Annotated in this window: 19 protein-coding genes; all 19 read left to right on the forward strand. The window is 39.8% G+C overall.

The features are described 5' to 3' along the window. Positions 1-150 precede the first annotated feature (150 nt). The 19 genes from ACQ4QH_RS03070 (at position 151) to yfmH (ending at position 24,619) form a co-directional block, all read left to right on the forward strand. Positions 151-1,449: a bifunctional folylpolyglutamate synthase/dihydrofolate synthase gene (locus ACQ4QH_RS03070; RefSeq protein WP_439819247.1), complete on the forward strand. Its 1,299-nt coding sequence runs from the start codon at positions 151-153 to the stop codon at positions 1,447-1,449. Between the two features lies 1 nt (position 1,450). Next, the gene (locus ACQ4QH_RS03075) at positions 1,451-2,056 is read left to right on the forward strand and encodes a non-canonical purine NTP pyrophosphatase (protein WP_002827522.1); all 606 of its coding nucleotides are present in this window, start codon (positions 1,451-1,453) and stop codon (positions 2,054-2,056) included. Positions 2,057-2,089: 33 nt separating this feature from the next. Continuing rightward, the gene (locus tag ACQ4QH_RS03080) at positions 2,090-3,616 is read left to right on the forward strand and encodes a UDP-N-acetylmuramoyl-L-alanyl-D-glutamate--2,6-diaminopimelate ligase (RefSeq protein ID WP_439819248.1); all 1,527 of its coding nucleotides are present in this window, start codon (positions 2,090-2,092) and stop codon (positions 3,614-3,616) included. A gap of 103 nt (positions 3,617-3,719) precedes the next feature. Beyond that, positions 3,720-4,022, forward strand: a complete 303-nt coding sequence (locus ACQ4QH_RS03085) for a hypothetical protein (RefSeq protein ID WP_002827520.1) — start codon at positions 3,720-3,722, stop codon at positions 4,020-4,022. Next, positions 4,022-5,707 carry an arginine--tRNA ligase gene (gene argS, locus ACQ4QH_RS03090; protein WP_002827519.1) on the forward strand — a complete coding sequence of 562 codons (1,686 nt, stop codon included), beginning with the start codon at positions 4,022-4,024 and terminating at the stop codon, positions 5,705-5,707. The genes ACQ4QH_RS03085 and argS overlap by 1 nt, the downstream gene beginning before the upstream one ends. 349 nt (positions 5,708-6,056) lie before the next feature. Next, positions 6,057-6,524 carry an arginine repressor gene (locus ACQ4QH_RS03095; protein WP_002827518.1) on the forward strand — a complete coding sequence of 156 codons (468 nt, stop codon included), beginning with the start codon at positions 6,057-6,059 and terminating at the stop codon, positions 6,522-6,524. 1 nt (position 6,525) lies between these two features. Then, a complete protein-coding gene (locus tag ACQ4QH_RS03100; protein ID WP_002827517.1) occupies positions 6,526-8,718 on the forward strand; it encodes a transglycosylase domain-containing protein in 2,193 nt (730 codons plus the stop codon). Positions 8,719-8,770: 52 nt separating this feature from the next. Next, the gene (locus tag ACQ4QH_RS03105; protein ID WP_002827516.1) at positions 8,771-9,115 is read left to right on the forward strand and encodes a YlbF family regulator; all 345 of its coding nucleotides are present in this window, start codon (positions 8,771-8,773) and stop codon (positions 9,113-9,115) included. Between the two features lie 321 nt (positions 9,116-9,436). After that, a complete protein-coding gene (locus tag ACQ4QH_RS03110; RefSeq protein WP_439819249.1) occupies positions 9,437-10,630 on the forward strand; it encodes a metallophosphoesterase family protein in 1,194 nt (397 codons plus the stop codon). Continuing rightward, positions 10,620-12,956, forward strand: coding sequence for an ATP-binding protein (locus ACQ4QH_RS03115; protein WP_040760289.1), 2,337 nt, complete (start codon positions 10,620-10,622; stop codon positions 12,954-12,956). Before ACQ4QH_RS03110 ends, ACQ4QH_RS03115 begins: the two co-directional genes overlap by 11 nt. 9 nt (positions 12,957-12,965) lie before the next feature. Continuing rightward, a complete protein-coding gene (locus ACQ4QH_RS03120; RefSeq protein ID WP_439819250.1) occupies positions 12,966-13,934 on the forward strand; it encodes a 3'-5' exoribonuclease YhaM family protein in 969 nt (322 codons plus the stop codon). 96 nt (positions 13,935-14,030) lie between these two features. Beyond that, a complete protein-coding gene (gntK, locus tag ACQ4QH_RS03125) occupies positions 14,031-15,563 on the forward strand; it encodes a gluconokinase (RefSeq protein ID WP_439819251.1) in 1,533 nt (510 codons plus the stop codon). Between the two features lie 142 nt (positions 15,564-15,705). Next, complete coding sequence (locus ACQ4QH_RS03130; protein ID WP_251940150.1) at positions 15,706-16,173, forward strand: PH domain-containing protein; 468 nt, start codon at positions 15,706-15,708, stop codon at positions 16,171-16,173. Further along, positions 16,163-17,608, forward strand: a complete 1,446-nt coding sequence (locus tag ACQ4QH_RS03135) for a PH domain-containing protein (RefSeq protein ID WP_439819252.1) — start codon at positions 16,163-16,165, stop codon at positions 17,606-17,608. Before ACQ4QH_RS03130 ends, ACQ4QH_RS03135 begins: the two co-directional genes overlap by 11 nt. Before the next feature lie 91 nt (positions 17,609-17,699). Further along, entirely contained in the window at positions 17,700-18,257 is a 558-nt protein-coding gene (locus tag ACQ4QH_RS03140; protein ID WP_439819253.1) for a LemA family protein, read from the forward strand. Further along, positions 18,239-19,993, forward strand: a complete 1,755-nt coding sequence (locus tag ACQ4QH_RS03145; protein WP_439819254.1) for a DUF2207 domain-containing protein — start codon at positions 18,239-18,241, stop codon at positions 19,991-19,993. The genes ACQ4QH_RS03140 and ACQ4QH_RS03145 overlap by 19 nt, the downstream gene beginning before the upstream one ends. A 349-nt stretch (positions 19,994-20,342) precedes the next feature. Beyond that, positions 20,343-21,845: a gluconate:H+ symporter gene (locus tag ACQ4QH_RS03150; protein WP_131473711.1), complete on the forward strand. Its 1,503-nt coding sequence runs from the start codon at positions 20,343-20,345 to the stop codon at positions 21,843-21,845. Between the two features lie 229 nt (positions 21,846-22,074). After that, positions 22,075-23,340, forward strand: a complete 1,266-nt coding sequence (yfmF, locus tag ACQ4QH_RS03155) for an EF-P 5-aminopentanol modification-associated protein YfmF (RefSeq protein ID WP_439819255.1) — start codon at positions 22,075-22,077, stop codon at positions 23,338-23,340. Next, positions 23,330-24,619, forward strand: coding sequence for an EF-P 5-aminopentanol modification-associated protein YfmH (gene yfmH, locus ACQ4QH_RS03160; RefSeq protein ID WP_439819256.1), 1,290 nt, complete (start codon positions 23,330-23,332; stop codon positions 24,617-24,619). Before yfmF ends, yfmH begins: the two co-directional genes overlap by 11 nt. The last annotated feature ends 26 nt before the right edge of the window (positions 24,620-24,645 follow it).

A 24,645-nucleotide genomic window follows, 5' to 3' on the forward strand; every position in this document is an offset into this window, starting at 1 on the left:
ACAATGGCTAGTTTTGTCCCAGATTTTTTTATCATATGAATGATTCGTAAATAATTATCCAGAATGTTCCGCCGAGCAAGAATGATATATGATAAAATAAAAATTTAGAGAGTCGTTTGATGAACAAAAAGATGAAGGACTGGTTTGCGTATGGGCACCGTTGAAACGTATCGACAACTTGAAGCAAGTTTGGGTGATGATTGGCAATTATCACCAAGTAAACATAGTCGTGTAGGCATGTTAAAAGAAATTTTGAATTGGATTGGTCATCCTGAGCGACGATTATCAGTCATCCATATTGTTGGTTCAAATGGTAAAGGATCGACTGGCGTGATGTTGAGTAAAATTTTGACAACGGCAGGTTATCGGGTCGGTCACTTTTCAACCCCAGCAATTTTGTCAGATCGTGAAGTTGTCACGATTAATGGACAAATGATTAGCGAAGCAGACGTGATGTTTCACTATAAAAGAATTATGATTGAAATCAAAAATCATGGTGGTGATGAAAAAACACTCACCAAATTCGAGCTGTGGACCTTGATTGCCCTTTGTCATTTTGCAAAACAAGAAGTTCAGTTTGCGATTATTGAAGCAGGTTTGGGTGGTACTGGCGATGCGACAAATGTTGTTGAAAAGCCATTGGTTGTCGCTATCACAAAAATTTCTGATGACCATTCAACAATGCTTGGCCACGATATTATTAAAATTGCTGAGAACGTTGCTGGTGCAATTAAGCCAGGAAGTTTAGTGGTCAATTATCCGGGGCAAGATGTTACTGTTTTTAACATTCTTCGTGATAAGGCCAAAACAGTTGGCGCAGTTTGGAATCCTTACCCAAAGCCACAAATTACTTTAATCCGTTCATCGCCAAAGGGATTAGTTGTTAATGCAGACCAGCTGGAAGGGTTGAAATTGTCATTAACGGGTGCTTATCAGGCAAATAATTTAAGCACTGTTTTACAAGTCGTCACAATTTTGAAGAACAAGCGGATTGCATTGTCCGATGTGACGGTTGCGGAAGCCCTTGCTCATGTTAAAATTACGGGTCGTATGGAATATGATAGTGAAAACAATATTTTGTATGATGGTGCCCATAATCCACATGGTATCACCAGTTTGGTGGCGGCTATTCGTTCATGGCATTTACCTTTTAAGCCCATTGTTATTTTGGGACTGATTAAAGGTAAAAATCATATGGACATGCTGGATGAATTACTACCTTATGTGTCAACGGTAATTGCCGTGACACCTGATGCAAAGAATGCAATGTCAGCTGATGAACTAGCGGCAAACATTGTGATGATGAGCAATGTTGATGTTGAAATTGCTGATGACTCAACAGCCGCTATTTCTCTTGCCAGACAAGTTAGGGAGTCATCAAAAGCATTAATCGTGGTGACCGGATCATTTTATACGTTACGAGCTATCGAAAGAGAGGAGAAAATTTAACATGATGACACGTTTTGTTATTGCCTCAAACAATACGCATAAGACCGATGAGATGGTTCGTTATTTAGCAGTACTAGGGCTAAAAGGTCTCAATTATCGTCATTTAATTGATGAAATCACATTTCCACCAGAAACAACAGATGATATGGCTACCAACGCATTGGTCAAGGCACAAACCATTCATAATTTGTTACCTAATGAATATATTTTAGCTGATGATTCTGCATTATTTATTCCAGCAATTCCAGATCATTTTGGTGTCACAACCATGCGTGAATTTAAGGCACATCATTTGAGCGGGGATGATGAAATTAACCAATATGTCCTCCAACAATTACCAGCTGCAGCACCTCGTGATGCCTACCTGTTAGCACATTTTGTGGTTGTCACACCACAAAATGTTGTTTATACGTCTGAAGGTAAGGGTGGTGTTGTGTTAGCAGACACACCACGCGGTAATCGGAATGGGCTGGATGAGTTGTTAGAAACTGAGAATGGGTTGACTTTGGCCGAAATCGATATGCCGGAGCGTGTGCATTACGCACATCGTGGTCGGGCAGCAATTAAAATGAAAAGCCAACTACAACAAGCTGGCGAATTAGCATAATCAATGAAGAATCAGAAAAGAGGATTAAGTTTAATGACACTCACTGCAGATAACATTACAACGTTATTGGCTGATCAAGATTTATTAATATCAGCACCAGATTTCGATGGTGAGATACAACATTTAGCTTATAATTCCAATGATGTTGTGCCAGGTACCTTACTCTTTATTAAGGGAAATTTTAAAGCAGAGTATTTAACCGATGCCATTGAAAAAGGGGTCACTGCAATCATTGCACCAGCAAGTTTTAAACATGCAACCAAGCTACCTACTTGGGTCGCTGATGATGTGCCTGCAGCAATGAGTATTATTGCAATGGCTTTTTATCAATATCCCCAAAATAATTTGGCACTAATTGGTATCACTGGTACAAAGGGAAAAACATCGACCGCATATATGGCATATGAAATTCTACGTGCGTATACCCATGACAAAGTTGCCTTGTCATCAACATTACAAGTGATTACTGGTAGTGAACCACAATATCATTACCGGGCCCATTTAACGACACCTGAATCAGTGGATCTTTTTCGTTGGATGCGAGAGGCAGTCGATAATGGGATGACCCATATGGTGATGGAGGTATCATCACAAGCCTTTAAAATGCGCCGTGTTTATGGTCTTCACTTCAATGTTGGTATCTTCTTAAATATCAGTCCAGATCACATTGGTGAAAATGAACACCCAACCTTTGAAGACTATTTACAACATAAAATGATGCTGTTTGATCATTCAGAACAAATTGTGTTGAATGTTGATTCTGATCATTTTGGTGAGTTGATTGCCCATGCTGAACTAATGGTTCATCGTGATGGTATTTGGTTGTATGGTCAAGAAGATGTTGATTCACCAAAGGCAGATGTCTATTTTGAAGCGACCGATGCTAATTTGCATGGTAGTGTCTTTAAGGTACCAGAGGTTGGTCAACAAGCTGAACATTTGCATATTAAGGGTGAATACACATTAGATATGCCAGGTGATTTCAATCAAAGTAACGCCTTAGCGGCAATGATTGCAACCCGTCTGGTTGGTGCGGATGCACCAGCTATGGCTGAGGGACTTGAAACAGTTAAAGTACCAGGACGGATGCAGGTTCTAAATACGCAAAAGCACGGTACGATATATGTTGACTATGCACATAATTATGCTTCGATTGCGGCCTTATTACAGTTTGTCCGCCAAAATGAATCAGTCAATCAATTAGCCATTGTTGTTGGTGCACCTGGTAATAAAGGTGTGTCACGTCGACCAGGTATTGGAAAAGCTGTTAGTGAAGGAGCAGATGTTGTTTATCTAACAAGTGATGATCCACAATATGAAGATCCAGCTAAAATTGCTGATGAAATCCAAGCAGCGATTACTAATCCAAAGGTGACAATTTATCGCGAACTTGATCGAACCAAAGCGATTATTGCTGCTATCCTGGCAGCAGGACCGGACGATGTTGTGGTGCTAGCAGCTAAAGGATTGGATGAATATCAAAAGATAGATGGTGTTGATACACCATATGAAAATGATTGGGCAGTGGCCAATCGCATTGTTTCCGAACTAGAGCGCTAGTTTTTAGGCTAGAAATTTGTTATAATTTATAGAATTGTCGTTATTACGGCTAACTAATAATAAATTAAAAAACCTCAGTTATAAAAGTAAAGGGGAAACCATCATGGCTAAAGAACCAGTAGAAAATACATCTGAATTCGACGTCGGCGATTTTGTTGCCGGTAAGAAGTTTGCCAATTTTGAGCACGACTTTAAGGGTATCGTCGAAAAAATTTATGAGCATTCATTATTAGTGGTTATTACTGAAAATAATCCTGAAGATGATGCAACTGTGAATGAATACAATCATCGGGCAGTATTACGTATGTCAGAAACTAAGATTTTAGTTAAGACGGACAATCCTGCACCACGTCCTTCAGCGGAGGATGATGCCGAAGATGATAACGCTAAAGGAGACAACGCTTAATGGACTACAAGAATCAAATTGCAGAAACAATTGCTGCAGTCGTCCCTGAATTGGATAATGCAACGATTCTTTCAAAAATTGAGGTGCCCAAGGATGCTAGCATGGGTGACTACGCTTTTCCAACATTTTTATTAGCTAAAGCACGTCGTATGGCACCACAACAAATTGCAACAAATATCGTTTCAGAAATTGCTACCGATGGCTTTAAAGAAGTTAAAGCCGTAGGACCCTATGTCAATTTCTTTTTGGATCAAGCACAATTTGGCGCTGATACATTAGCAGAAGTCCTACGTCAGACAGATTATGGACATAATACTGATGGTGAAGCGGGTCATATTACGATTGATATGTCATCACCTAACATTGCTAAGCCAATGTCAATGGGACACTTACGTTCAACAGTTATTGGAAATTCATTAGCTGAAATCGCGAAAGCAAATGGTTATCAACCAATTAAGATTAATCATTTGGGTGACTGGGGAACGCAATTTGGTAAGTTGATGTCAGCTTACAAGCGTTGGGGATCAGAAGAAGAAGTTAAAGCTGATCCTATCAATACGTTAGTGAAATATTATGTTCGTTTCCATAAAGAAGCTGAAACGCAACCTGAATTGAATGACGAAGGTCGTGCCTGGTTTAAAAAGCTGGAAGATGGCGATGAGGAAGCTCATGAACTATGGTCATGGTTCCGTGAAGAATCACTAAAAGAATTCATGGAATTATACAATGACTTAGATATTGACTTTGATTCATTTAATGGTGAAGCCTTCTATAATGACAAGATGGACGCTGTTATTGATACGCTTAAAGAGAAGCACTTACTTGTTGAATCACAAGGTGCACAAGTTGTTGATTTGGAAGATGAAGGCTTGAACGTCGCCATGATTCAACGTACAGATGGGGCAACATTGTACATGACGCGTGACTTAGCAGCTGCTATTTTCCGTAAGAATAACTACAATTTCGTTAAGTCATTGTATGTTGTTGGTGGCGAACAACGTGAGCACTTTATGCAAATGAAGGCTGTCTTGAAAAAGATGGGCTACGAATGGTCAGATGACATTGAGCATATTCCATTTGGTATGATCACAGTTGATGGTAAGAAACTATCAACCCGTTCAGGTCGGATTATTTTGTTGAAGGATGTTTTGGCTGATTCTGTTAAGTTAGCAACTGCTCAAATTGATGAGAAGAATCCAAATCTAGCTAACAAAGAAGTTGTTGCCCATGAAGTTGGAACTGGTGCGGTAGTCTTCCATGACTTGATGAATGAGCGTCTTGGAAACTTCGATTTCAAATTGGAAGAAGTTGTGCGTTTTGAAGGTGATACTGGTCCATACGTACAATATACGAACGCACGTGCACAATCAATTTTGCGCAAGGCTGGTAAGCCAGAACTAGACTTAAATAATTTGTCAATTGATGACGAACAAGTTTGGGAAACTGAAAAGTTAGTGGCAAGCTTTAATGATATCGTGCGCCGCGCATGGCGTGATCGTGAACCATCAGTCATTGCTAAATACTCATTGAATTTGGCGCGTGCCTTCAATAAGTACTATGCAAACTCAAAGATTTTAGTTGAAGATGATCAACTAAATGCTCGTCTAGCACTAGTGACTGCTGTTTCATATGTGTTGACAGAATCACTACGTTTGCTAGGGGTAAAAGCTCCTAAGGAAATGTAGTTAAAATTTAAAAGATTTTAGCAAAAGAGGAGGTTGGAACATTTTTGTTCCAACCCTTTTTATATTAAAAATGTATTAGTTATCAGCCCGTAAGTTTGATAGCATAAACGCGTTCCAAAAGTCTGAAGCCTCAATGTAACGTAATTTACGCCATGGGTGTCCTTCGTTTTGCTACGGCCAAAAATGACGAAAATCACGTTACACACCGGCTTCAAAACGACTTTTGTCTCGCTCTCTTTGTGCTAAAAATAAGCTAAAGTTAAGTGAAATAGCCGATTATGATAAAATAGTATAAGTGACGGCGATAGATTACCAGTCATAATGACTAAGTAAAAAAGAGGAATGAAACATGGCTTTGAAAAAGCAAGAACGGCAAGCAATGATTCTTGAAATATTGGCACATAATGTGATTGATTCTCAAGAAGAGATTCTGCATCGTTTACAACATGCAGGGATTGCGGTCACACAAGCAACGGTATCGCGTGATATCAAAGAATTGCGGATTGTGCGTCGTCCCGATGCAACTGGTCAATCAAGATATCAAGTGATGGCAGATGCAACTAATACAACTGTTAGTGATAAAAATCAAATTGAACAAGGTTTTGCAGATATGGCCGTAGAAATTACCCCAGTATCTTTTATGGTTGTGGTAAAAACAACACAGGGAAATGGTAATCGGCTAGCTGCCATGATTGATGCTGCAGAAATGCCTAACGTGATTGGCACACTAGCTGGTCATAATACAATATATGTCACAACGCCAACAGCTGATGCAGCAGTTGCTTTGGTTGAACAATTTAATAATTGGATGCAATAATATGAAAGAATTTTTTAAAGGACTAAAAGATTGGTGCCATCAAAAAATGACACCGGTGACTAACTGGTTACGAAAATTTTTTGGACCGTTAATTAGATGGCATCAACGATTTTTCCGTCCGTTCTATGCATGGATAAGAAAGACCTTTGGTCCGTTCTGGCATAGGTTTCAAATTAATCGATGGTTAATTGCGCTTTTCCTATCGATTATTCTGGTAGTGAGCGTTTTAGGAACTTTTGAGGCCAAAACGACAGATGTTTCTGATTTGAAAAAGCGTCTTCAGTCAACTACTGAAATTTATGATGTTTCTGGTAATAAAGCCGGTAGTTTGTCTGGTCAAAAGGGAACGTATGTTAAATTCAGTGATATTTCACCACATGCAGTTAATGCGGTGATTGCAACTGAGGATCGTCATTTTTATCAGGAACATGGTTTTTCAATTCGTGGGATGACACGTGGTGTTTTGACAACTATTTGGTATCGTTTACGTGGTAGTAGCGTGTCTGTTGGTGGGTCAACCTTGACGCAACAATTAGTGAAAAATGCCTTTTTGAGTCAAGATCAAACCGTTACTCGTAAGGCACGTGAACTATTTTTGTCAATTCAAGTTGAAAAAGAATACTCTAAACATGATATTTTGGCCATGTATTTAAATAATGCTTATTTTGGTCATGGTGTTTGGGGAATTCAGGATGCCGCTGAGAAATATTTTGGTGTCAGTGCGGCCAACTTATCAGTTTCACAAAGTGCTATGTTAATTGGTATGTTACAATCACCAAATGGTTATGATCCACTAACCTATAAAGATGCCGCTAAGCAACGTCGTGACCAAGTGCTACAAAATATGGTGGCAACAAAGTATTTGACACAAGCACAAGCCGATTACAATGCAAAACTTGCCTTAGGGGCAACGAACCATGAAGTTGATAATTCAAATTACAATTATCCGTATTATTTTGATTCAGTCATTAATGAGGCTATGAGTAAATATGGCTTGAAAGAGCAAGATATTTTGGATGATGGGTATAAGATTTATACAACTTTGAATCAAAAGGATCAAACTAATTTACAAAATGATTATGCTGATGCGACCTTGAATCCAATCGGTGAAGGTTCACAAGCAGCTTCGGTAGTAATGGACGCAAAAACTGGTGGTGTACGGGCAATTATTGGTGGTCGTGGAGATCATGTATTTAGAGGCTTTAATCGTGCAACACAGTCATATCGTTCACCAGGATCAACGATCAAACCGATTGTTGATTATGGGCCATCATTATCGCGTGGTTTCTCGTATGACTCTGAACTAAAGAATAGTACGATGAGTTTTGGAACGAATGGTTATTCACCATCAAACTATGGTAATTACACTAGTGAGAAAATACCAATGTACAAGGCGTTGGAAAATTCTTACAATATTCCAGCCGTTTGGTTACTTGATCAAATGGGTGTGAATGCAGGTTATAATGCTGCGGTTAAGGCAGGTTTGCCATTAACAAAATCTGATAAGAATTTAGCACTTGCTATTGGTGGTCTGAAAAAGGGTGTGACACCGTTACAATTGACGCAAGCTTACACAAGCTTTGCAAATGGTGGAGAGATGAGTAGTAGTCATTTCATTACAAAAATTGTTGATGCTTCAGGTAAGACAATTGCCCAAGCCAAAGAAAAGCATACGCGACTATGGTCGAAGCGTGTTGCTAATGAAATGACCTCAATGATGCTTGGCGTATACACTCATGGAACCGGGGTTGCAGCTGATCCAACCGGCTATGATGTTGCCGGTAAGACCGGAACGACTGAAGTTTCGGGAACTAACTCAACCAGTGACAACGCGACTGATTCATGGGCCATTGCCTATACACCAGACGTCGTTGTGACAACATGGACTGGTTATGATGAAACGGATGCGAGTCATACGATTTCAGCTTATTTGTCACAGACGGCTGGACCATTGATGAAGACAACACTTGAACAAGTACTGCCGAATACGGCACAGACGAAATTTAGTGTGAAAAGTGTCCGTGCAAAGTTGTCGGCTACTGAGGATGCTGCTTCAAATAAGAAAAATGGTATTGCCAATAATATTTCTGGTATTGGTGATGATATTAAAAATGGTGCTTCCAGTGCTTGGAGTAATGTCAAAGATGGTGCGAAAAAAGCTTGGTCCGGAATTCAATCATTATTACCACAATGATAATAAAATATGAGATAATGGAATAATTAAAAGGGATGGGGAATATATATTTATGATTAATATTTACGATAATGTTAATGCAGTTGCTGAAAATTTACGTGAAACAGCACAATACAAGACCTTGCGTGATGCCATTGCGGCTGTTGAGGGTGAGCCAGAAGCAAAAGCTATCTTTGCTCGTTTCCAACAAGCACAAACGCAAATCAACCAAGCAGTTCAATCTGGTAATGAACCAGCAGAAGATCAAATCAAAGCTTGGCAAGAAGTTGCCAATGAGATGGAAAAGTATGATTCTCTAAAGAAGATGCTTGAAGCTGAAAAAGGTTTGAACCAATTGTTGATGGAAATCAATGACATTATTACAAAGCCAATTGCGGAGTTGTACGGTCAAAACTAAGTGAGAGAGCGAGACAAAAGTTGTTTTGAAGCTGGTATGTAACGTTATTTTCGTCATTTTTGGCCGTAGCAAAGCGAAGGACAAGAATGTCGTAAATTTCGTTACATTAAGGCTTCAGACTTTTGGAACGCGTTTATGCTATAAAAATTATAAGCTTATAATCAAGATAATTTTAGTAGGTATCAATCTACCAAATTCAAAAAAGAGTGTCGCAACGCGCCACTCTTTTTTTTATAGACAATCTCCAATATAATGAAATTGATAGAGCGAGACAAAAGTCGTTTTGGAACGCGTTTATAAAACAAAAAAGGGGTTAGAAAAATGAAGTTTATTCATGCTGGTGATTTGCATCTTGGCAATCCATTTGGTGGTCTATCAATGACACCAGATTGGTTAACCGATCAGTTACAAGCTGCAACTGAAACGGCAGTCCATCGATTAGTGGATGATGCCATCACTGCGGCGGTAGATTTCGTTGTATTGGCTGGCGATTTGTTCGATACAACTACTCCTGATGCACGTGCACAATTAGATTTAGTCAGGGAGCTAGAGCGATTAGCAACGGAAAATATTCCGGTCTATGTGGGCTTTGGTAACCATGACTACGTTCTTGATTGGCAACGGGTACCCACATTTCCTAAAAATGTCACATTATTCCCAAAAGACGTGACAACATACCACATGCAGACAAAAAATCATGAGTCTGTAGCCATTTCAGGCTTTTCATATACACAGCGGCATATAACAACAGATCAGGTTGCTGAATTTCCTATTAAATCAACTCAAGATGATTGGCATATTGGGATTTATCATGGATCTATGGGCGAGGTTGGTTCAGGAAACTATGCGCCATTTAATTTGCAAGCGATGCAACAGAAACATTATGATTATTGGGCGCTTGGTCATATTCATGTACGTGAAACCTTACAAAAAAAGCCATTCATCGGGTATTCTGGTAGTATTCAAGGACTGGATAAAACAGAAACTGGTGCTAAGGGATATTACATGGTGGAAAGTGAGGGAAATGAATTAGTGCCGACATTTACTCCGGTTGCACCAATAACCTGGGTAACAGCCGAGGTACGTACTGAACGTGACCTGAGCACAGTTGTGCAATATGTCCGAGGACAGTTTGCGATGAAGGATGAATTTGAATTAATTTCATTAAATCTGATAACTGAGGATCCTAATGTATTGTCAGCAATTGTGAACCAACAACTATTAGCACAGTTTGTTGCTGCAGCACAAACCACCGATATGTTTTTTATTTATGAAATCCATGCACAAACACAAGAGCAGCACCTACCATTACCAGCAGTTGATGAACGCTATTGGTCGGAAACCATTGGCGATGTGTTCACCCGTGAACAATTGCAGAAGATGGGATTAAAACAAGTTACGGATGTCGATGTGCTCGATCATTTTTTAAATGCGCAGACATTACAAGCTTTACAGGAAGCTGTTAAAACACAATTACACTTGTCACAGATAGGGGATGAATATCATGTGGATTAAAAAAGTGCATATTGTTGGATTTGGTCAGTTTAATCAGCAAACATTTGATTTCGTTCAAGGGTTACAAGTGGTTCAAGGACTAAACGAAGCCGGAAAAACGACGTTACATCAATTTTTATTTGATATGATATTTGGTTTTCCACAAGCTAAAGGACGTAAAATCAACACCTATGAACCCCTAGACAAGGGACCATATGGTGGTAGTATGCAGTTTGAAGTTGATCACCAGCTTTATGAACTCGAGCGTCTGGGAAGGACGCAGACAGTGACGACATTAACTGCTGTAGGCAGTGGTCAACAATTTGCTGATCCAGAAGCCATGCTAACAAAGCTATTGGGACCAGTTGATCGTGAATTATATTTAGCAATTTTTAGTTTTGATCAAGAAGCTTTAATGAATATCTTTTCATTGAAACCGGATGACTTTGCAGCCTACTTACGCACACTTGCTACGCCAGGTGCACAGAACTGGCTAGAAGTTGCGAATCGTTGGGATAAAACAGCAACTGCGAAATTTGGTAGCACAAAAACGGCCCATCGTGAACTAAATCAAGCGTTGGCGAATTTACAAATGCAACGTCAACAGTTACAAAATAATTTGCGTCAACAACCATCATTGGATAAATTACAAGCTGAGGCACAACATTTGACCCAGCGTGTGGCGAGTTTAGAGCAACGACAAGCCCAATTACAAGGTCAAATGAATCATCAACAAGCCCAGGTGCATTTGTTACCGGTATATCGACGTTGGCAACAAATTAAACAGCAAGTGAAAGCAACTGGTAAACCATTAGATTTAACGGCAGCCGACAAAGCTGATCGTGTACGTCAACAGTTGACGGCCTTAGATGACGTCATGGTTACGACTGCAGTAACGAAACAACAGGTTGAATCGGCAACGGTTGCACTAAGGCAATTAGAGAAGTTAGAAAATCAACAAAAAAATTTAGCTGAACAACAAGTCAAAGCGGTTCAAGCGCAAACAGCATTACTAGAAAAATATCATTGGACACAAGTACCACCGTTATTAACTGATCAGCAAAAAAGTCAGTTGGGTGGCCAAAAGGAAACGGGACAACAATCAACTAAGAATAGCTGGTTAATTATCGCGATAATCATTAGTAGTTTGATCATCATTGGTGCATTGTTGATTAGTCATGTTGCAATAGGTATTCTATTAGCGCTAATTAGTCTGTTGCTTGGTTGGTGGGGCAGTCGTCAGCAGAAAACAAATGTGGTAGCTAACACTCAACAAGATTTGCCTGCTGCCTACCAGCAAATGGCGACAGCTGATATTTTTGCCGCACAAACAGATATCCAACGGATTAACGACATGATGTTGTCAAATAATCAAATTATTCATGACCAACAAGCCATGATGTCAGAACTTGTGAAGATGCGAGCGGCTTTAAATTGGCTGGGTGAGGGATTGACGGTTGATGAATACCGTAAACGACTAGCAGATATTCATATCAAGCAAGAAACCATGGGACAACAGCAGTTACAACGGGCTAATCTACAACAAACGTTACAAGAATTGTATCAAAAACTCGGGGTGAAGGATGTAGCCATGCTACAACAGCGCCGTGATGCCCAACGTCATATTAATGACTTACAACGTGAGGCGAATATGCTTGAAGAACAGCTAAAAGGGGCTGACCTACATGAACTCGCCGCACAAGCCGCAATTGCAACGGACGATAAGCCAGCAATGACAGATCAACAAACCATTTTGCAACGCATTCAGGATGAAAAAAATCAATTGAATCAAAAACTAGCTGAAATCAATGTGCAGTTGCAAAACTTGCAGACTGATAATACGATTGAACATCAACAGCAAGTGGTCGCCAATCAAGTGGCTGTTGTTAATCAACAATTAACGCAATATTTTGTTGATCGGTTAGGTAGTGAATGGATTAAGCAAGCCCTAAACGCGGCAATTGCTGATCGCTTACCAAATCTTTTGGCTCAGGCAGGAACATTTTTAAGGCAGTTGACTGATAATCATTATCAAACGATTCAGCAGACGAAGACCTTGTTAAAAGTAGTTCGAAATGATGGCAAGATTTTAGGTGTGAATCAATTATCAAAGGGGACAGCAGAACAATTGTATGTGGCGCTACGTTTAGCTTTTGTTAAAAACGTCACTGCCACTTTGCAATTACCATTGTTGATTGATGATGCCTTTGTTGATTTTGATGAGCAACGTCGACAAACGATGTTGACATTATTAGCAGATTTAGCATCATCTGAGCAACAAATTTTCTACTTTACAGCCCAAAAGACACAGGGCAAACATGTCTTAACATTGACTCATCAACAATAGGAGGCTATTTTGGCAAAAGAATTAAAGGATTATCAATTAGATGAACGTGTTGAAACCTTTGCATTACTCAAAGAAGTTGATGCACGGGTGACACAGCAGGGAAAACGATACTTAGCTTTACAATTGGCTGACCGTTCAATGGACATTAAGGGGATGAAGTGGGATACGACCGATGCCGAGGTCAATGAGTTACATGCAGGAATCGTGGTCTACATCCAAGCAGTGCGTCAGGCGTATCAAGATAAACCACAACTAAAAGTTTTGTCGATTCGACCAAGTAAAATTGGTGAACCACAAGATCCAGCAGATTTTGTGGCGGCAGCACCAATGAAAAAACAAGATATGGCTGAAGAAGTTTCAGCAATTATTTTTCAGATAACAAATGCTAACTGGCAACGAATTGTTCGTCATATTCTTGGTAAATATCGTGAGCAATTTCTACAATTTCCCGCTGCGAAAAGTAATCATCATGCGTTTGCTGGTGGGTTAGCCTTTCATACGTTGTCCATTGTTCATTTGGCACAAGCTGTGGTCAAGCAATATGATAATTTAGATGCTAGTCTGTTATATGCTGGCGCATTATTGCATGATATTGGCAAAGTGATTGAATTGTCAGGACCGGTCGCAACACAATATACAACTGCCGGTAATTTAATTGGTCATATTATATTAGTTGATGAAGAAATTGTTTTAGCAGCCACAGAATTACAGATCGATCTGAAAAGTGAAGATATGATTATCTTGCGGCACACAGTTTTGGCACATCATGGTTTACTAGAATATGGTTCGCCGGTACGTCCGATGATTAAAGAAGCCAATGTGTTGCATCAACTTGATGAATTGGATGCTGGTATGCAGAGTTTTGATAATGCTTTAGCTGAGACTAATCCAGGTGAATTTTCGCCTCGTCAATGGGCATTAGATAATCGGAGTGTTTATCGACCAGCCGGTGGTCATCCCGGAAATGAAACAAGATAGAAAAAAGTTTTCGTGACTTTGTTTGCAAAATGTAAGTTTTTTACATAAAATTAAAGTAAGCGTTGAACAAAATATTGGATTTGAGAGGTTTTATTAATGGATTACCTAATTGGAGTTGACTTGGGAACAACGTCAACAAAAGTTGTCTTGTTTGATACAATAGGACATGTGATTGCAAGTGCAAATAAGGGTTACAAACTATATCGTGATGCACCAGATATGGCTGAAGAAGACCTAGATGAGATTTGGGAAGCTTTCACTGATGCGATGGCACAAGTGACACGTTCAGCAAAAGAAGGCAAAATCTTAGGTGTTTCATTTAGTTCAGCAATGCATTCATTAATTGCATTTGATGCTGACTGGCAGCCTTTGACACGCGTGATTACTTGGGCTGATGCACGAGCTGTGAAGTATACAGAAGAATTAAAGTCAAATGGTATTGGTCAAGAAATTTACAGTAAGACAGGAACACCAATTCACCCAATGGCACCTTTGTCAAAGTTGCTTTGGTTGAAAAACGAGCATGCTGGTATCTATAATAATGCTGTTCACTATCTTGGTATTAAGGAGTTCTTGTTTAATCGTTTATTTGGTGCCAATAAGATGGATTACTCAATTGCTTCGGGAACGGGTCTATTTAATATCTTTAATTTGGACTGGGATGAACAAGCATTGTCAGTAACTGGCATCACTAAGGAACAATTACCAGAACCTGTTGATCCATATACGATTGAAAAAGGCATGAATCCACAATATGCAGCAGAAATGGGCTTGGATGTTGATACACCATTTATCTATGGAGCTGGTGATGGCCCATTATCAAACCTAGGGGTTAATGCGATTCAACCGGGTGTCGCAGCGGTCACAATCGGTACATCAGGGGCTATTCGAGTGGTAACGGATGCACCGAAGATTGATCCAAAGGGTCGTACATTTACGTATGCCTTGGATAAGGATCACTGGGTCGTTGGTGGACCAGTTAATAACGGTGGTGATGTTTTCCGTTGGGCTCGTGATAACATGTTCGATTCAGAAAAGTCGACAGCTGAATTATTAGGAATTGATTCATATGACTTGTTAACTGAAATTGCATCAAAGATTCCAGCAGGTGCTGATGGTTTGCTATTCCATCCATATTTGGGTGGCGAACGCGCACCAATTTGGGATGCTAATGCACGTGGTTCATTCTTCGGTTTGACACACAACCATACGCGTGCACATATGGTTCGTGCTGTCTTAGAAGGGATTATCTTTAACATCTATATGGTTTCATTGGCACTTGAAGAAGTTGTTGGTGACCTATCAGCCATTCAAGCAACGGGTGGTTTCGCTCGTTCACCATTGTGGCGTCAAATGGCTGCTGATATTTTCGAGCAACCAGTTACTGTACCAACTGCATTTGAATCAGGTGCATTGGCAGCAACAGTGATGGCACAAAAGGCATTAGGATTAATTGATAATTTGGAAGTCATTGGTGACATGATTGGGGAAGCAAATACTTACCAACCAAATCCTGAAAACTACGATGCATATCGTGAATTGACACCAATTTTCATTCGACTATCACGTCAATTGCAAACAGAATATAAAGCAATTGCGGATTATCAACGAACACATATTGAGAAGTAAATATTAGACTTTAGACGAAAAGATCAGAACCTAAAAAAGGATCTGATCTTTTTTGTCTCATTCTCCATAAGTCGTTTGCAATCTAAATTCTTAATATGGTAGGCTTAAACCCATAAAAGGAAGGGATGGATATTTCTATAAAATGGGACAACAATTACCTGAGAAGATTAAAACAGTGTGGCGGTTGCAAGCAACGATTAATTTATTAATTGCGGTCGGTATCGTAATAGGCGTCATCGTATGTCATTATTTTTTCGCATGGCCAGTGTGGTTGATATGGGTGGTAGCCGCTATTGGTGTGATTTTTTCGAGCGTAGAATTTAGCTTGATTCCATACCGTTATCAATTTTGGCGGTATCAGATTTCGGTACATGATGTTGAAATTACGACTGGTTTTTTCGTTCGTCAAACAACAGCGGTGCCAATTTTACGAATTCAAGATGTCACCTTGTCGGCTGGTCCATTGCTACAACTGAACAAATTGCAATCCGTTAAGATTCATACGGCAGCAGCTGTCCATGAAATTGGCGGGGTCGACCTGGCAACAGCAACTAAATTAAAAAATCAAATTATGGATCTAGCAAAGGAAGAGGATGTTTATGACAGCTAAAACAAAGCATCTTCATCCATTAGCATTAGTTATTTTTTTGGTTGAAGAAGTGAAGACTTGGTGGGTTTTACTGCTGTTAGGTGTGGCTAATCAATTATGGTGGTGGTTGTTAGCTGCGCTTTGTGTGGGTGTTTTTTTAATAGTTAGTCGTTATGCTACGCTAACTTATACTATTTCAGCCGATGAAATTATGATTAAGCAAGGTTTATTTAACAAACAACAACTTCACTTAACTTATCCAAAAATTCAAACATTTCAGACAAAACAGTGGTTTTTTATGAAACCTTTCCAGCTGGTTAGTTTAAAAATTGAAACATCTGCACACGTTGATAACCAAGCAGATGCTAGTCTGCCGATTATTTCTTTAAAAGAAGTGCACGAACTAGAACAATTAAAACAGAATGCTCATTCAGAAATAAACGATCAACCAATGTCATCGACGAATGCTGTGCATCGTGATGATGAAGTGAAACAACAGTATCAAATTAAGTGGCGCGATTTAAATCTATATGCGGTGACTTCATTTAGTATAGTGCCAATTTTATTGGGAATAAGTGTTGTTTATAATCGTCTAGATGATATTCTACCAAAACATTATCTCACCCAATTGGTTAGTCGGTTTAGTCAGCAGACAGAAGCCGTGATTATTTTTGACATTGTGTTTGTCATATTGCTAGCGGTTGTCATTTCTTATTTGTTGATTATTCAACGATACTATCATTTTAAAATTGTGCAACATGGTACACAGTTAACAACAACTAAGGGCTTTTTTCAAACTAGTCGGGTGACGGTTCGCCTAAATCGCATACAAAGTGTTGTCTATATCCAATCGTGGTTGCGACAATTATTACATTTAACAACAGTTCAGGCATTGGTTGCTGCAAATGCTTCTGATGATGAACAAAGTGGTGGTGTGGTGATTATGCCCGTCGTACAGTCAAAAGATGTGCAACAGCAGATGCACGCTTTTATTGATTGGTTACCAATAAAAGATGCGACAGCCAAATCATGGTGGCGGGCTAATGCACGTGGTCGATGGGCCCTGATTCGTAACCGGTTATTACTTGCGGTACTAATATGTGTGCCAAGTTGTATTTTTCTCCGTCCGTTTGGCTTGTTGTCTCTGATTTTATTGCCAGTAACGTGGGCCTTAGGGGCATATACGGGCAAAAAAACGGGAGTCGGTATCACTGAACATCAAATTTTGGTGGCGCAAGTTGGTCGTTTGTTTGGTAAAAAACGCTATTATATGCCTAAGAAAAATGTCCAATCAATGCAATTGTCCCAAAGTATTTTGATGCGGCAGACAGGGCTTGTCCATTTGGTGATTCGTCTGCGAAGTGGTAATACCGAGTTGACAATTAAAATTCGTTACTTGCCAGAAAAAGACGCCAAAGCAGTTTATGCTTGGTATCATCAGGCTTACTTGCAATGAGAGGTTATGCAATGATTTTTAGTTCATTTTATGTTATAAAGTACGTAGAAGTATCTCGATAATCTAACAAAATAGAACAGGAGAGATTGATATGGTATGGGGAATTATTATTGGTGTCGTAATCGTTATTATTGTTGTTTGGTTAATTGCCATTTACAATCAACTAGTTAGGCTCCGTGAGAATGTACGTAACGCCATGGGGCAAATTGCCGCACAAATTGAAAGCCGTTGGGATGCGCTAACTAATTTGATGCAAGCAACCGAAAAATATCAAACATATGAAAGTCAAACGTTTGAGAAGATTGTTAATGCTCGTCAAAATGTTTCGGAACGATCTGATGTTGCTGATGTTAATGCGGATGAACAACAATTCAATCGGGTATTGGGTGTTGTCAATGCCTTAGCTGAGCAATATCCAGATTTAAAGGCTAGTCATGTTTATCAACAAACAATGACGGCTGTCGATGAATTTGAGAACAAGGTTCGTTTGTCACGAATGGTTTATAACGATTCAGTGACCAAGTTGAATCGGTCAATGCAAGTCTTTCCTAACTTTATGATTGCTGGGTCGATGGGCTTTAATCAGGAGAAGTATTTCGAAAATACGCCAGAAAAACAGGAGATGCCACAATGGGAAAAATCAGAGTAAAGACTCTCTGGTTACTATTTCTGGCGTGTATTGCCTCGTTTTTCATGCTAGGGAATGGCCAGAGTATTTCGGCTGAACAAAAAGTTAATCGCATGAATATTGATGTTGCGTTGAACGATCAAGGAACGGCAACAATCACTGAAAATTGGTCAGTAACTGCTGATGAAGGTAGTGAAATCTATAAAGTTGTGAAATTGGTTGGCCCACAAGCGCTATCGAACTATCAGGTCAGTATGGATGGACGTCAGTTTAACCGACAACTAAACTGGCAGACGGATGACAATCGGCAGCAAAAGGCGTACAAATTTGGGCAGCATGGTAATGAGTTAAACTGGGGAATTACCAAATATGGTACGCATCAATACACGATTCGCTATCAAATTAGTAACTTTGTCGAGCAGACAGCCACAAAGCAAATGATTGCTTGGCAATTTTTGAATAGTGATGTTGCCATTTCACCAAAGCATCTAAAAGTGACGCTCCATGATTCTAATCATCAATTTTCAGTGAAGAATGGCTATGGTGTTTGGGGATTTGGTTTTGCAGGAAAAACAGCCTTTGACAAGGGCCAAGTGACAATGCAAAGTACTAAGGATTTGTCAGAAGACAATTATGTTAAGATGATTGTTCAAATTCCTCGACATACGTATGGTACGCTGTACACCACCTCACGATCATTTGATTCTTATATGAAAGAAGCCTTTAAAGGCAGTGACTATAATTATCAAGATTATAAAAATGGTGAAACTGTAAAAAATGACCAAGGTCGTCGGTTAGCGATAATTGTCGTGACCATCGTTATTTTTTTGGTCCTTGGCGGCGGTATTTGGCTAACGCTGTGGTATCGAAATTATCGCCACTATTATCCAACGATTCGTGCGTTACAGAAGCAAACCAAAGGGGAGTATTATCGCGAAGTACCAACTGGTAGTATTTACAATGTTTATCTGCTATTTAGTGCGATGTTATCTAATGCAGCAACAAATAACTTTTTGTCGGTTGGGTTATTGCAACTGATACGTGATCGTTATCTGACTATACAAACAAAAAATGGTGAAAAGAAACCTAACAAGAAGAAAATAACGTTTGTGTTGTCTGATAAGACACTTGCCGAAGACACACCTGAACCAATTCAAAAGTTACACCAATTACTTGAAAATGCCGCAACAGATGGCGTGATAACGCAAAAAGCATTTGGCCGGTACTTAAGTAAACACAGTAAGAAACTTGAAGCGCTAACAAAGGCTTTCCGTGATTATAGTCAACAATATGGGGAGGCAAATGATCTTGTCTTCTCTGAAAATTCAAAACGTGAAAAGACTGGTGACCGTAAACGTGATCGCGCAAATCGTGCGGCATCATGGCTACAAGGCTTCCGTAAAAAGCCAGCAGCCACAGCGGTCGATCTAGATCTGGCGCGGCTAAAAAATTACTTGCAAGAATTTACCTTGCTAGATGAACGAACGCCGCAAGAAGTTGGGTTATGGGATGATCTGATGTTAGCATCTGCAGCTTTTGGTATTGCTGAAGAGGTGGCTGAGGAATTGACGATTGCTTATCCAGGGTATGAAGCAGAAAGTGCTTATTATTATGGCTCACTTTATCCATTCTTTGCTGTCCAACACTTTAGCAGTGGGGCAATGTCTACGGCTACAAGTACTGGTAGCGGTGGTGGCACGAGCTTTTCTGGTGGCGGTAGCTTCGGTGGTGGCGCTGGTGGCGGTGGCTTCCGGTAGTTGAGATGAAAATTAAAAGTATGTATCGAAAGGTTGGGACAAAAGAAAGTGTTCCAATCTTTTTTTGCAAAAAATGTATCAACTATAAGCCTGCAATTTTTATAGCATAAACGCGTTCCAAAAGTCTGAAGCCTCAATGTAACGCAATTTACGCAATCCCTGTCCTTCGCTTTGCTACGGCCAAAAATTGCGCAAATCACGTTACACACCGGCTTCAAAACAATTTTTGTCTCGCTCTCTGTTTTACCAGTTGTAAAAAGTTAGTGAAGGGGTGTACAATATTTAAGTTGAGCAATCGCTTACACAAATGTGAGTGAAATTATTTTTTGATTGTAGAGGTTAGTATATTATGTTCACAATGCTAACAGGATTATCAATTGACAAGTCTACAGGACTATATCAATGGTTACTAAACGATTTTAATGTTTGGCCATTTTTGATTTTAGTTCTTGGAATTGCCTTGTTGCTATTTTTCATCCTGAAGTTAAATGTTAATACCTTCGTGGCATTAATCATTACATCTATTTTAGTTGCCCTTGGATTGGGTATGAATCCAGCTGGAATTGCTGGTGCCTTAAAAGATGGTATCGGTGGTACCATGGGCGAGTTGATCATTGTCTTTGGTTTTGGATCAATGATTGGTCGTTTAGTCTCTGATTCAGGTGGTTCGTATCGCATTGCCACAACGCTGATCAACAAGTTTGGTAAGAAGCGTTTGCAGTGGGCAGTTGCTGGGGCATCATTTATCATTGGTATCTCATTGCTATTCGAAGTTGGTCTAGTTGTTTTGATTCCAATTGTGTTTACAATTGCGCTTGAAGCAGAAGTGCCTTTGCTTTACTTGGGTATTCCAATGGCTGCCGCATTGTCAGCAGCACAAGGTTTCTTGCCACCACAGCCATCACCTACAGCGGTTACGAACATCTTGGGTGCTAACATTGGTATCGTATTGATGTACGGTATTGTTGTTGCTATCATTGCGATGATTGTTGCAGGACCATTGTTTACGCGTGTGATCAAAAAGGTTGAGCCAAAGGCCTTTAAGATTACTAAGAAGTTAGATGCGATTGGTGAAGTTAAGACATTTAAGTTGGAAGATACGCCATCATTTGGTTTGGCAATCTTCACTTCATTGATGCCAGTTATCTTCATGCTTATCTCAACGATTTACACGTTATCAGTGAACGCCGGTAAGCAAGTGTACTCAGGTACAATTGGCGATGCAGCTTGGAAGGCCATGTCACATGCAGCCCAAAAAGGTTACATTACAGATCCATCTGTCTTAGACAAGATTATTGCAATGCTTGGAAACCCAGTGATTGCGATGGTTATTGCGATGGCCTTCGCTATCTGGTCAATGGGGCCAAAGCAAAACCGTACGATGGCCGAAGTTGGTGACTCAATGGGTAATGCCTTGAAGTCAATCGCCAACTTATTGATGGTTATCGGTGGTGGTGCTGCTTTCAAGGGAATCTTGACTGCTGGTGGTATCTCTGATGCGATTGCGGCTGCTTTCTCACACACATCATTGTCACCAATCATTTTTGCTTGGATCATTGCCTTGATTTTGCGTGTTTCAGTTGGTTCAGCAACGGTTGCTGGTTTAACCACAGCCGGAATCGTTGCACCATTAGTTGCCAGTCAAACAGCTGTTAACCCAGCCTTTGTTGTTCTAGCAATTGGTGCCGGTTCGCTAGGTGTTTCTCACGTTAATGATGCTGGTTTCTGGATGTTCAAGGAATTCTTTGATTTGGACGTACCTCAGACTTTGAAGATTTGGACGGTGCTAGAGACATTGATTTCTGTTGTTGGTTTGATCGTTATTTTGATTTTGTCAGCAATCTTTTCATAAAATTTAATTTTAATAAGAAACTGGGATGGAATTTCTATCCTGGTTTTTTATTTGCCTTAATACAGCAATTGCCTCACCGTGTAACTATTTAAAATCTATTAACACTATTTGGAAAGAGTGGTAAGTCATCAGTTGAAAGGTTATACTTAAAAGCAATTGCTAATTTTTAGCACATATTTTAAATGAAAGTGAAAATACGAGCGATATTTTCATCAGAGAAGGTACAGTTGTGGTAACAAAAGAAATTCAAACGGGTGTGTTTGTCCACGTTTTACCGACAAAACAATTTGCGACAACCCACATCGCGGTTAATTTTACGCAACAATTAAATCGACAAACACTCAATGGTCGTGTTCTAGCAAGTAATATGTTAGAAACAGCCTCAGCAAAATATTCCTCACAAACTAAATTTGCACAAGCATTGAGTGAGATGACTGGGGCAGCTTTCGGCACTGAAGTTTTCAAAGTTGGTCAATTACATACCGTCCGCCTGCAATTAAATTTGGTTCATGAACGTTTTACGACTGCTGGTAGTCATATTCTGAACGATGGTTTTGACTTTTTGAATGAAGTGATCAATCGTCCAATTGGGGATGGAATAGCAGGCTTTACATCAGTTATTTTTAACCGACAAAAAGAAATGGCACTAGATGAAGTCGCTGGATTACGTGAAGATAAACCATATTATGCGTTACGGGAAGCCTTGCAAGCCTATTTTGGTACTTCAGACCAGGCGTTACCAGCGTTTGGGACAATTGATGGTTTAGAAGCCACCACGACACAACAAGCTTGGCAAGTCTGGCAAGATAGTGTTGCCCACGATCGAATTGATATCGTCGTGGTGGGGGATGCTGACTTTAATAAAGTAATTGCAGCAACCAATCAGTTTAATTTTGCGCCACGCCGGCAATTGTTACAGGCAACTTATCATCAGAATTTGTTGCCACAAGTTAAACAGGTCAAATCACAGGATGAAGTGACCCAAGCACGATTAGTTTTGGGTTATACATTAATGTCAAATAGTGATGAACGGTTTATTGCTAATGTATTTAATGGCCTATTTGGTGGCCTGGCAATTTCAAGGTTGTTCTTAAATATTCGCGAAGCAGCTGGTCTCGTGTATGGTATTTCATCAGATTACAATCCATACACTGGGTTGTTACTGGTAGAAGCTGGGGTTGATCAAATCAATTTAGCAATCACGACAACCAAAATTAATGAAGAATTACAGCGTCTGCAAAAGACATTAGTTTCTGAAGAAGAGTTAGCCATTGTGAAGCAATTATTGAAAACGTCATATACGATGACATTAGATCAACCACTTTATTTAGCCGATCGTTTGTACAATCAGCAAGTTTTGCACCAAGAGCTAACTGACGAAGCATGGTTGGCTAAGATTGATGCAGTGACGGCTGAGCAGGTACAAGCTTTCGCACAACGAGCGGTTTTACAATTACAATATGAAATGGTTGGAGGAAACGCAAATGGAGACTAAATCGCAGAATTTTTTTCCAGCGGGAAAGCATGTCACGTTAGATAATGGCTTGCGTGTCCATTTGCTACCCCGACCAGATTTTCATCAAGTGGTGGGGATGGTGACAGTTGACTATGGTGCGCGTGATCGTCTATTCATGAATCATGGGCAACTTGTATCACAACCTGCTGGTGTCGCACATTTTGTGGAACATCGTTTATTTGCACAACCCGATTATGATGCTTTCTCACGATTGAGTGAATTAGGGGCAAATGCCAATGCATTTACTACCCAGACACGCACAAGCTACTATGTTTCAACAGCGGTTGGTAATCAAGCAGCCTTACAGGAATTATTAACATTCACACAAGAACCATATTTTGACTTAGAGACCGTGCAACGCGAACAAGATATCATCACGCAAGAAATTGATATGTATGAGGATGATATTAATTCGAGATTATATCGGCTGATTTTGGCACGTCTATATCCAGGAGATCCGTTGGGGCAAGACATTGCCGGTACAGCAACTTCTGTCCATCAAATTACGCCAGAACAACTTCATTTGGCATTTTCAGCGTTTTATCAACCAGATAATATGGATGTTGTGATTACTGGTGCATTTGATGAGCAGGAAATGCTAGCCTTGATTAAAAATTCACCTGCAGGACAACGTGCAGCAACGAAATCAGTTGTTAAATTGATACCAGAACTTGAACCAGTTATCACAACACCATTAGAAGTATCATTAAATGTTGTTCGTAATAAAGTGGTATTAGGCCAGCGTTGGGAAATCGACTTCAATAAGCTTTCACGTCGTGATGTTTTACGGGTGACGATTATTGGTAGTCTAGCAATTGATTTAATCTTTGGTGAATTTTCACCAACTTATATGGATTGGTATAATGATGGTTTGATTGATGATAATTTTAGTGCAGAATTTGATGCGGAACGACATTTTGCTTACTTAACGATTGCTGCTGAAACGGCAGATCCTGAACTGGTGATTGCAGAGGTTTCAAAAATGCTCACTGACTTGCCAGCACAGGTCAATCAGCTTAAGGGCAGCTTTCATTTAGTGAAAAATGATGCACTCAGTCGCTTGATCAATAAGTTAAACCAGTTAGAGGAAATTGCCATTCGATTTGAAGGACAAACTTTTGATGAGGCCACACTACAAGACGAAATTGCTATTTTACAAGCATTAACAGTCAATGATATGATGACGGTGTTAACTGAGACAACAGTTAGTTCAGTAGCAAGTGTAATCGCTCGTTCTGATATGTCGGAATTATGTTAAAATGAAATAGAATGCAATTATATTTA

This window comes from Weissella paramesenteroides, from assembly GCF_051903945.1.
GTDB classification, from domain to species: domain Bacteria; phylum Bacillota; class Bacilli; order Lactobacillales; family Lactobacillaceae; genus Weissella; species Weissella paramesenteroides_A.

Coding starts and splice junctions, on each gene's coding strand:
- gntK (WP_439819251.1), top strand. CDS start 14,031: ATGGATTACCTAATTGGAGTTGACTTGGGAACAACGTCAACAAAAGTT.
- ACQ4QH_RS03105 (WP_002827516.1), top strand. CDS start 8,771: ATGATTAATATTTACGATAATGTTAATGCAGTTGCTGAAAATTTACGT.
- ACQ4QH_RS03140 (WP_439819253.1), top strand. CDS start 17,700: ATGGTATGGGGAATTATTATTGGTGTCGTAATCGTTATTATTGTTGTT.
- ACQ4QH_RS03100 (WP_002827517.1), top strand. CDS start 6,526: ATGAAAGAATTTTTTAAAGGACTAAAAGATTGGTGCCATCAAAAAATG.
- ACQ4QH_RS03145 (WP_439819254.1), top strand. CDS start 18,239: ATGGGAAAAATCAGAGTAAAGACTCTCTGGTTACTATTTCTGGCGTGT.
- ACQ4QH_RS03110 (WP_439819249.1), top strand. CDS start 9,437: ATGAAGTTTATTCATGCTGGTGATTTGCATCTTGGCAATCCATTTGGT.
- ACQ4QH_RS03080 (WP_439819248.1), top strand. CDS start 2,090: ATGACACTCACTGCAGATAACATTACAACGTTATTGGCTGATCAAGAT.
- ACQ4QH_RS03070 (WP_439819247.1), top strand. CDS start 151: ATGGGCACCGTTGAAACGTATCGACAACTTGAAGCAAGTTTGGGTGAT.
- ACQ4QH_RS03130 (WP_251940150.1), top strand. CDS start 15,706: ATGGGACAACAATTACCTGAGAAGATTAAAACAGTGTGGCGGTTGCAA.
- ACQ4QH_RS03150 (WP_131473711.1), top strand. CDS start 20,343: ATGTTCACAATGCTAACAGGATTATCAATTGACAAGTCTACAGGACTA.
- ACQ4QH_RS03085 (WP_002827520.1), top strand. CDS start 3,720: ATGGCTAAAGAACCAGTAGAAAATACATCTGAATTCGACGTCGGCGAT.
- ACQ4QH_RS03075 (WP_002827522.1), top strand. CDS start 1,451: ATGATGACACGTTTTGTTATTGCCTCAAACAATACGCATAAGACCGAT.
- yfmH (WP_439819256.1), top strand. CDS start 23,330: ATGGAGACTAAATCGCAGAATTTTTTTCCAGCGGGAAAGCATGTCACG.
- ACQ4QH_RS03095 (WP_002827518.1), top strand. CDS start 6,057: ATGGCTTTGAAAAAGCAAGAACGGCAAGCAATGATTCTTGAAATATTG.
- ACQ4QH_RS03135 (WP_439819252.1), top strand. CDS start 16,163: ATGACAGCTAAAACAAAGCATCTTCATCCATTAGCATTAGTTATTTTT.
- argS (WP_002827519.1), top strand. CDS start 4,022: ATGGACTACAAGAATCAAATTGCAGAAACAATTGCTGCAGTCGTCCCT.
- ACQ4QH_RS03115 (WP_040760289.1), top strand. CDS start 10,620: ATGTGGATTAAAAAAGTGCATATTGTTGGATTTGGTCAGTTTAATCAG.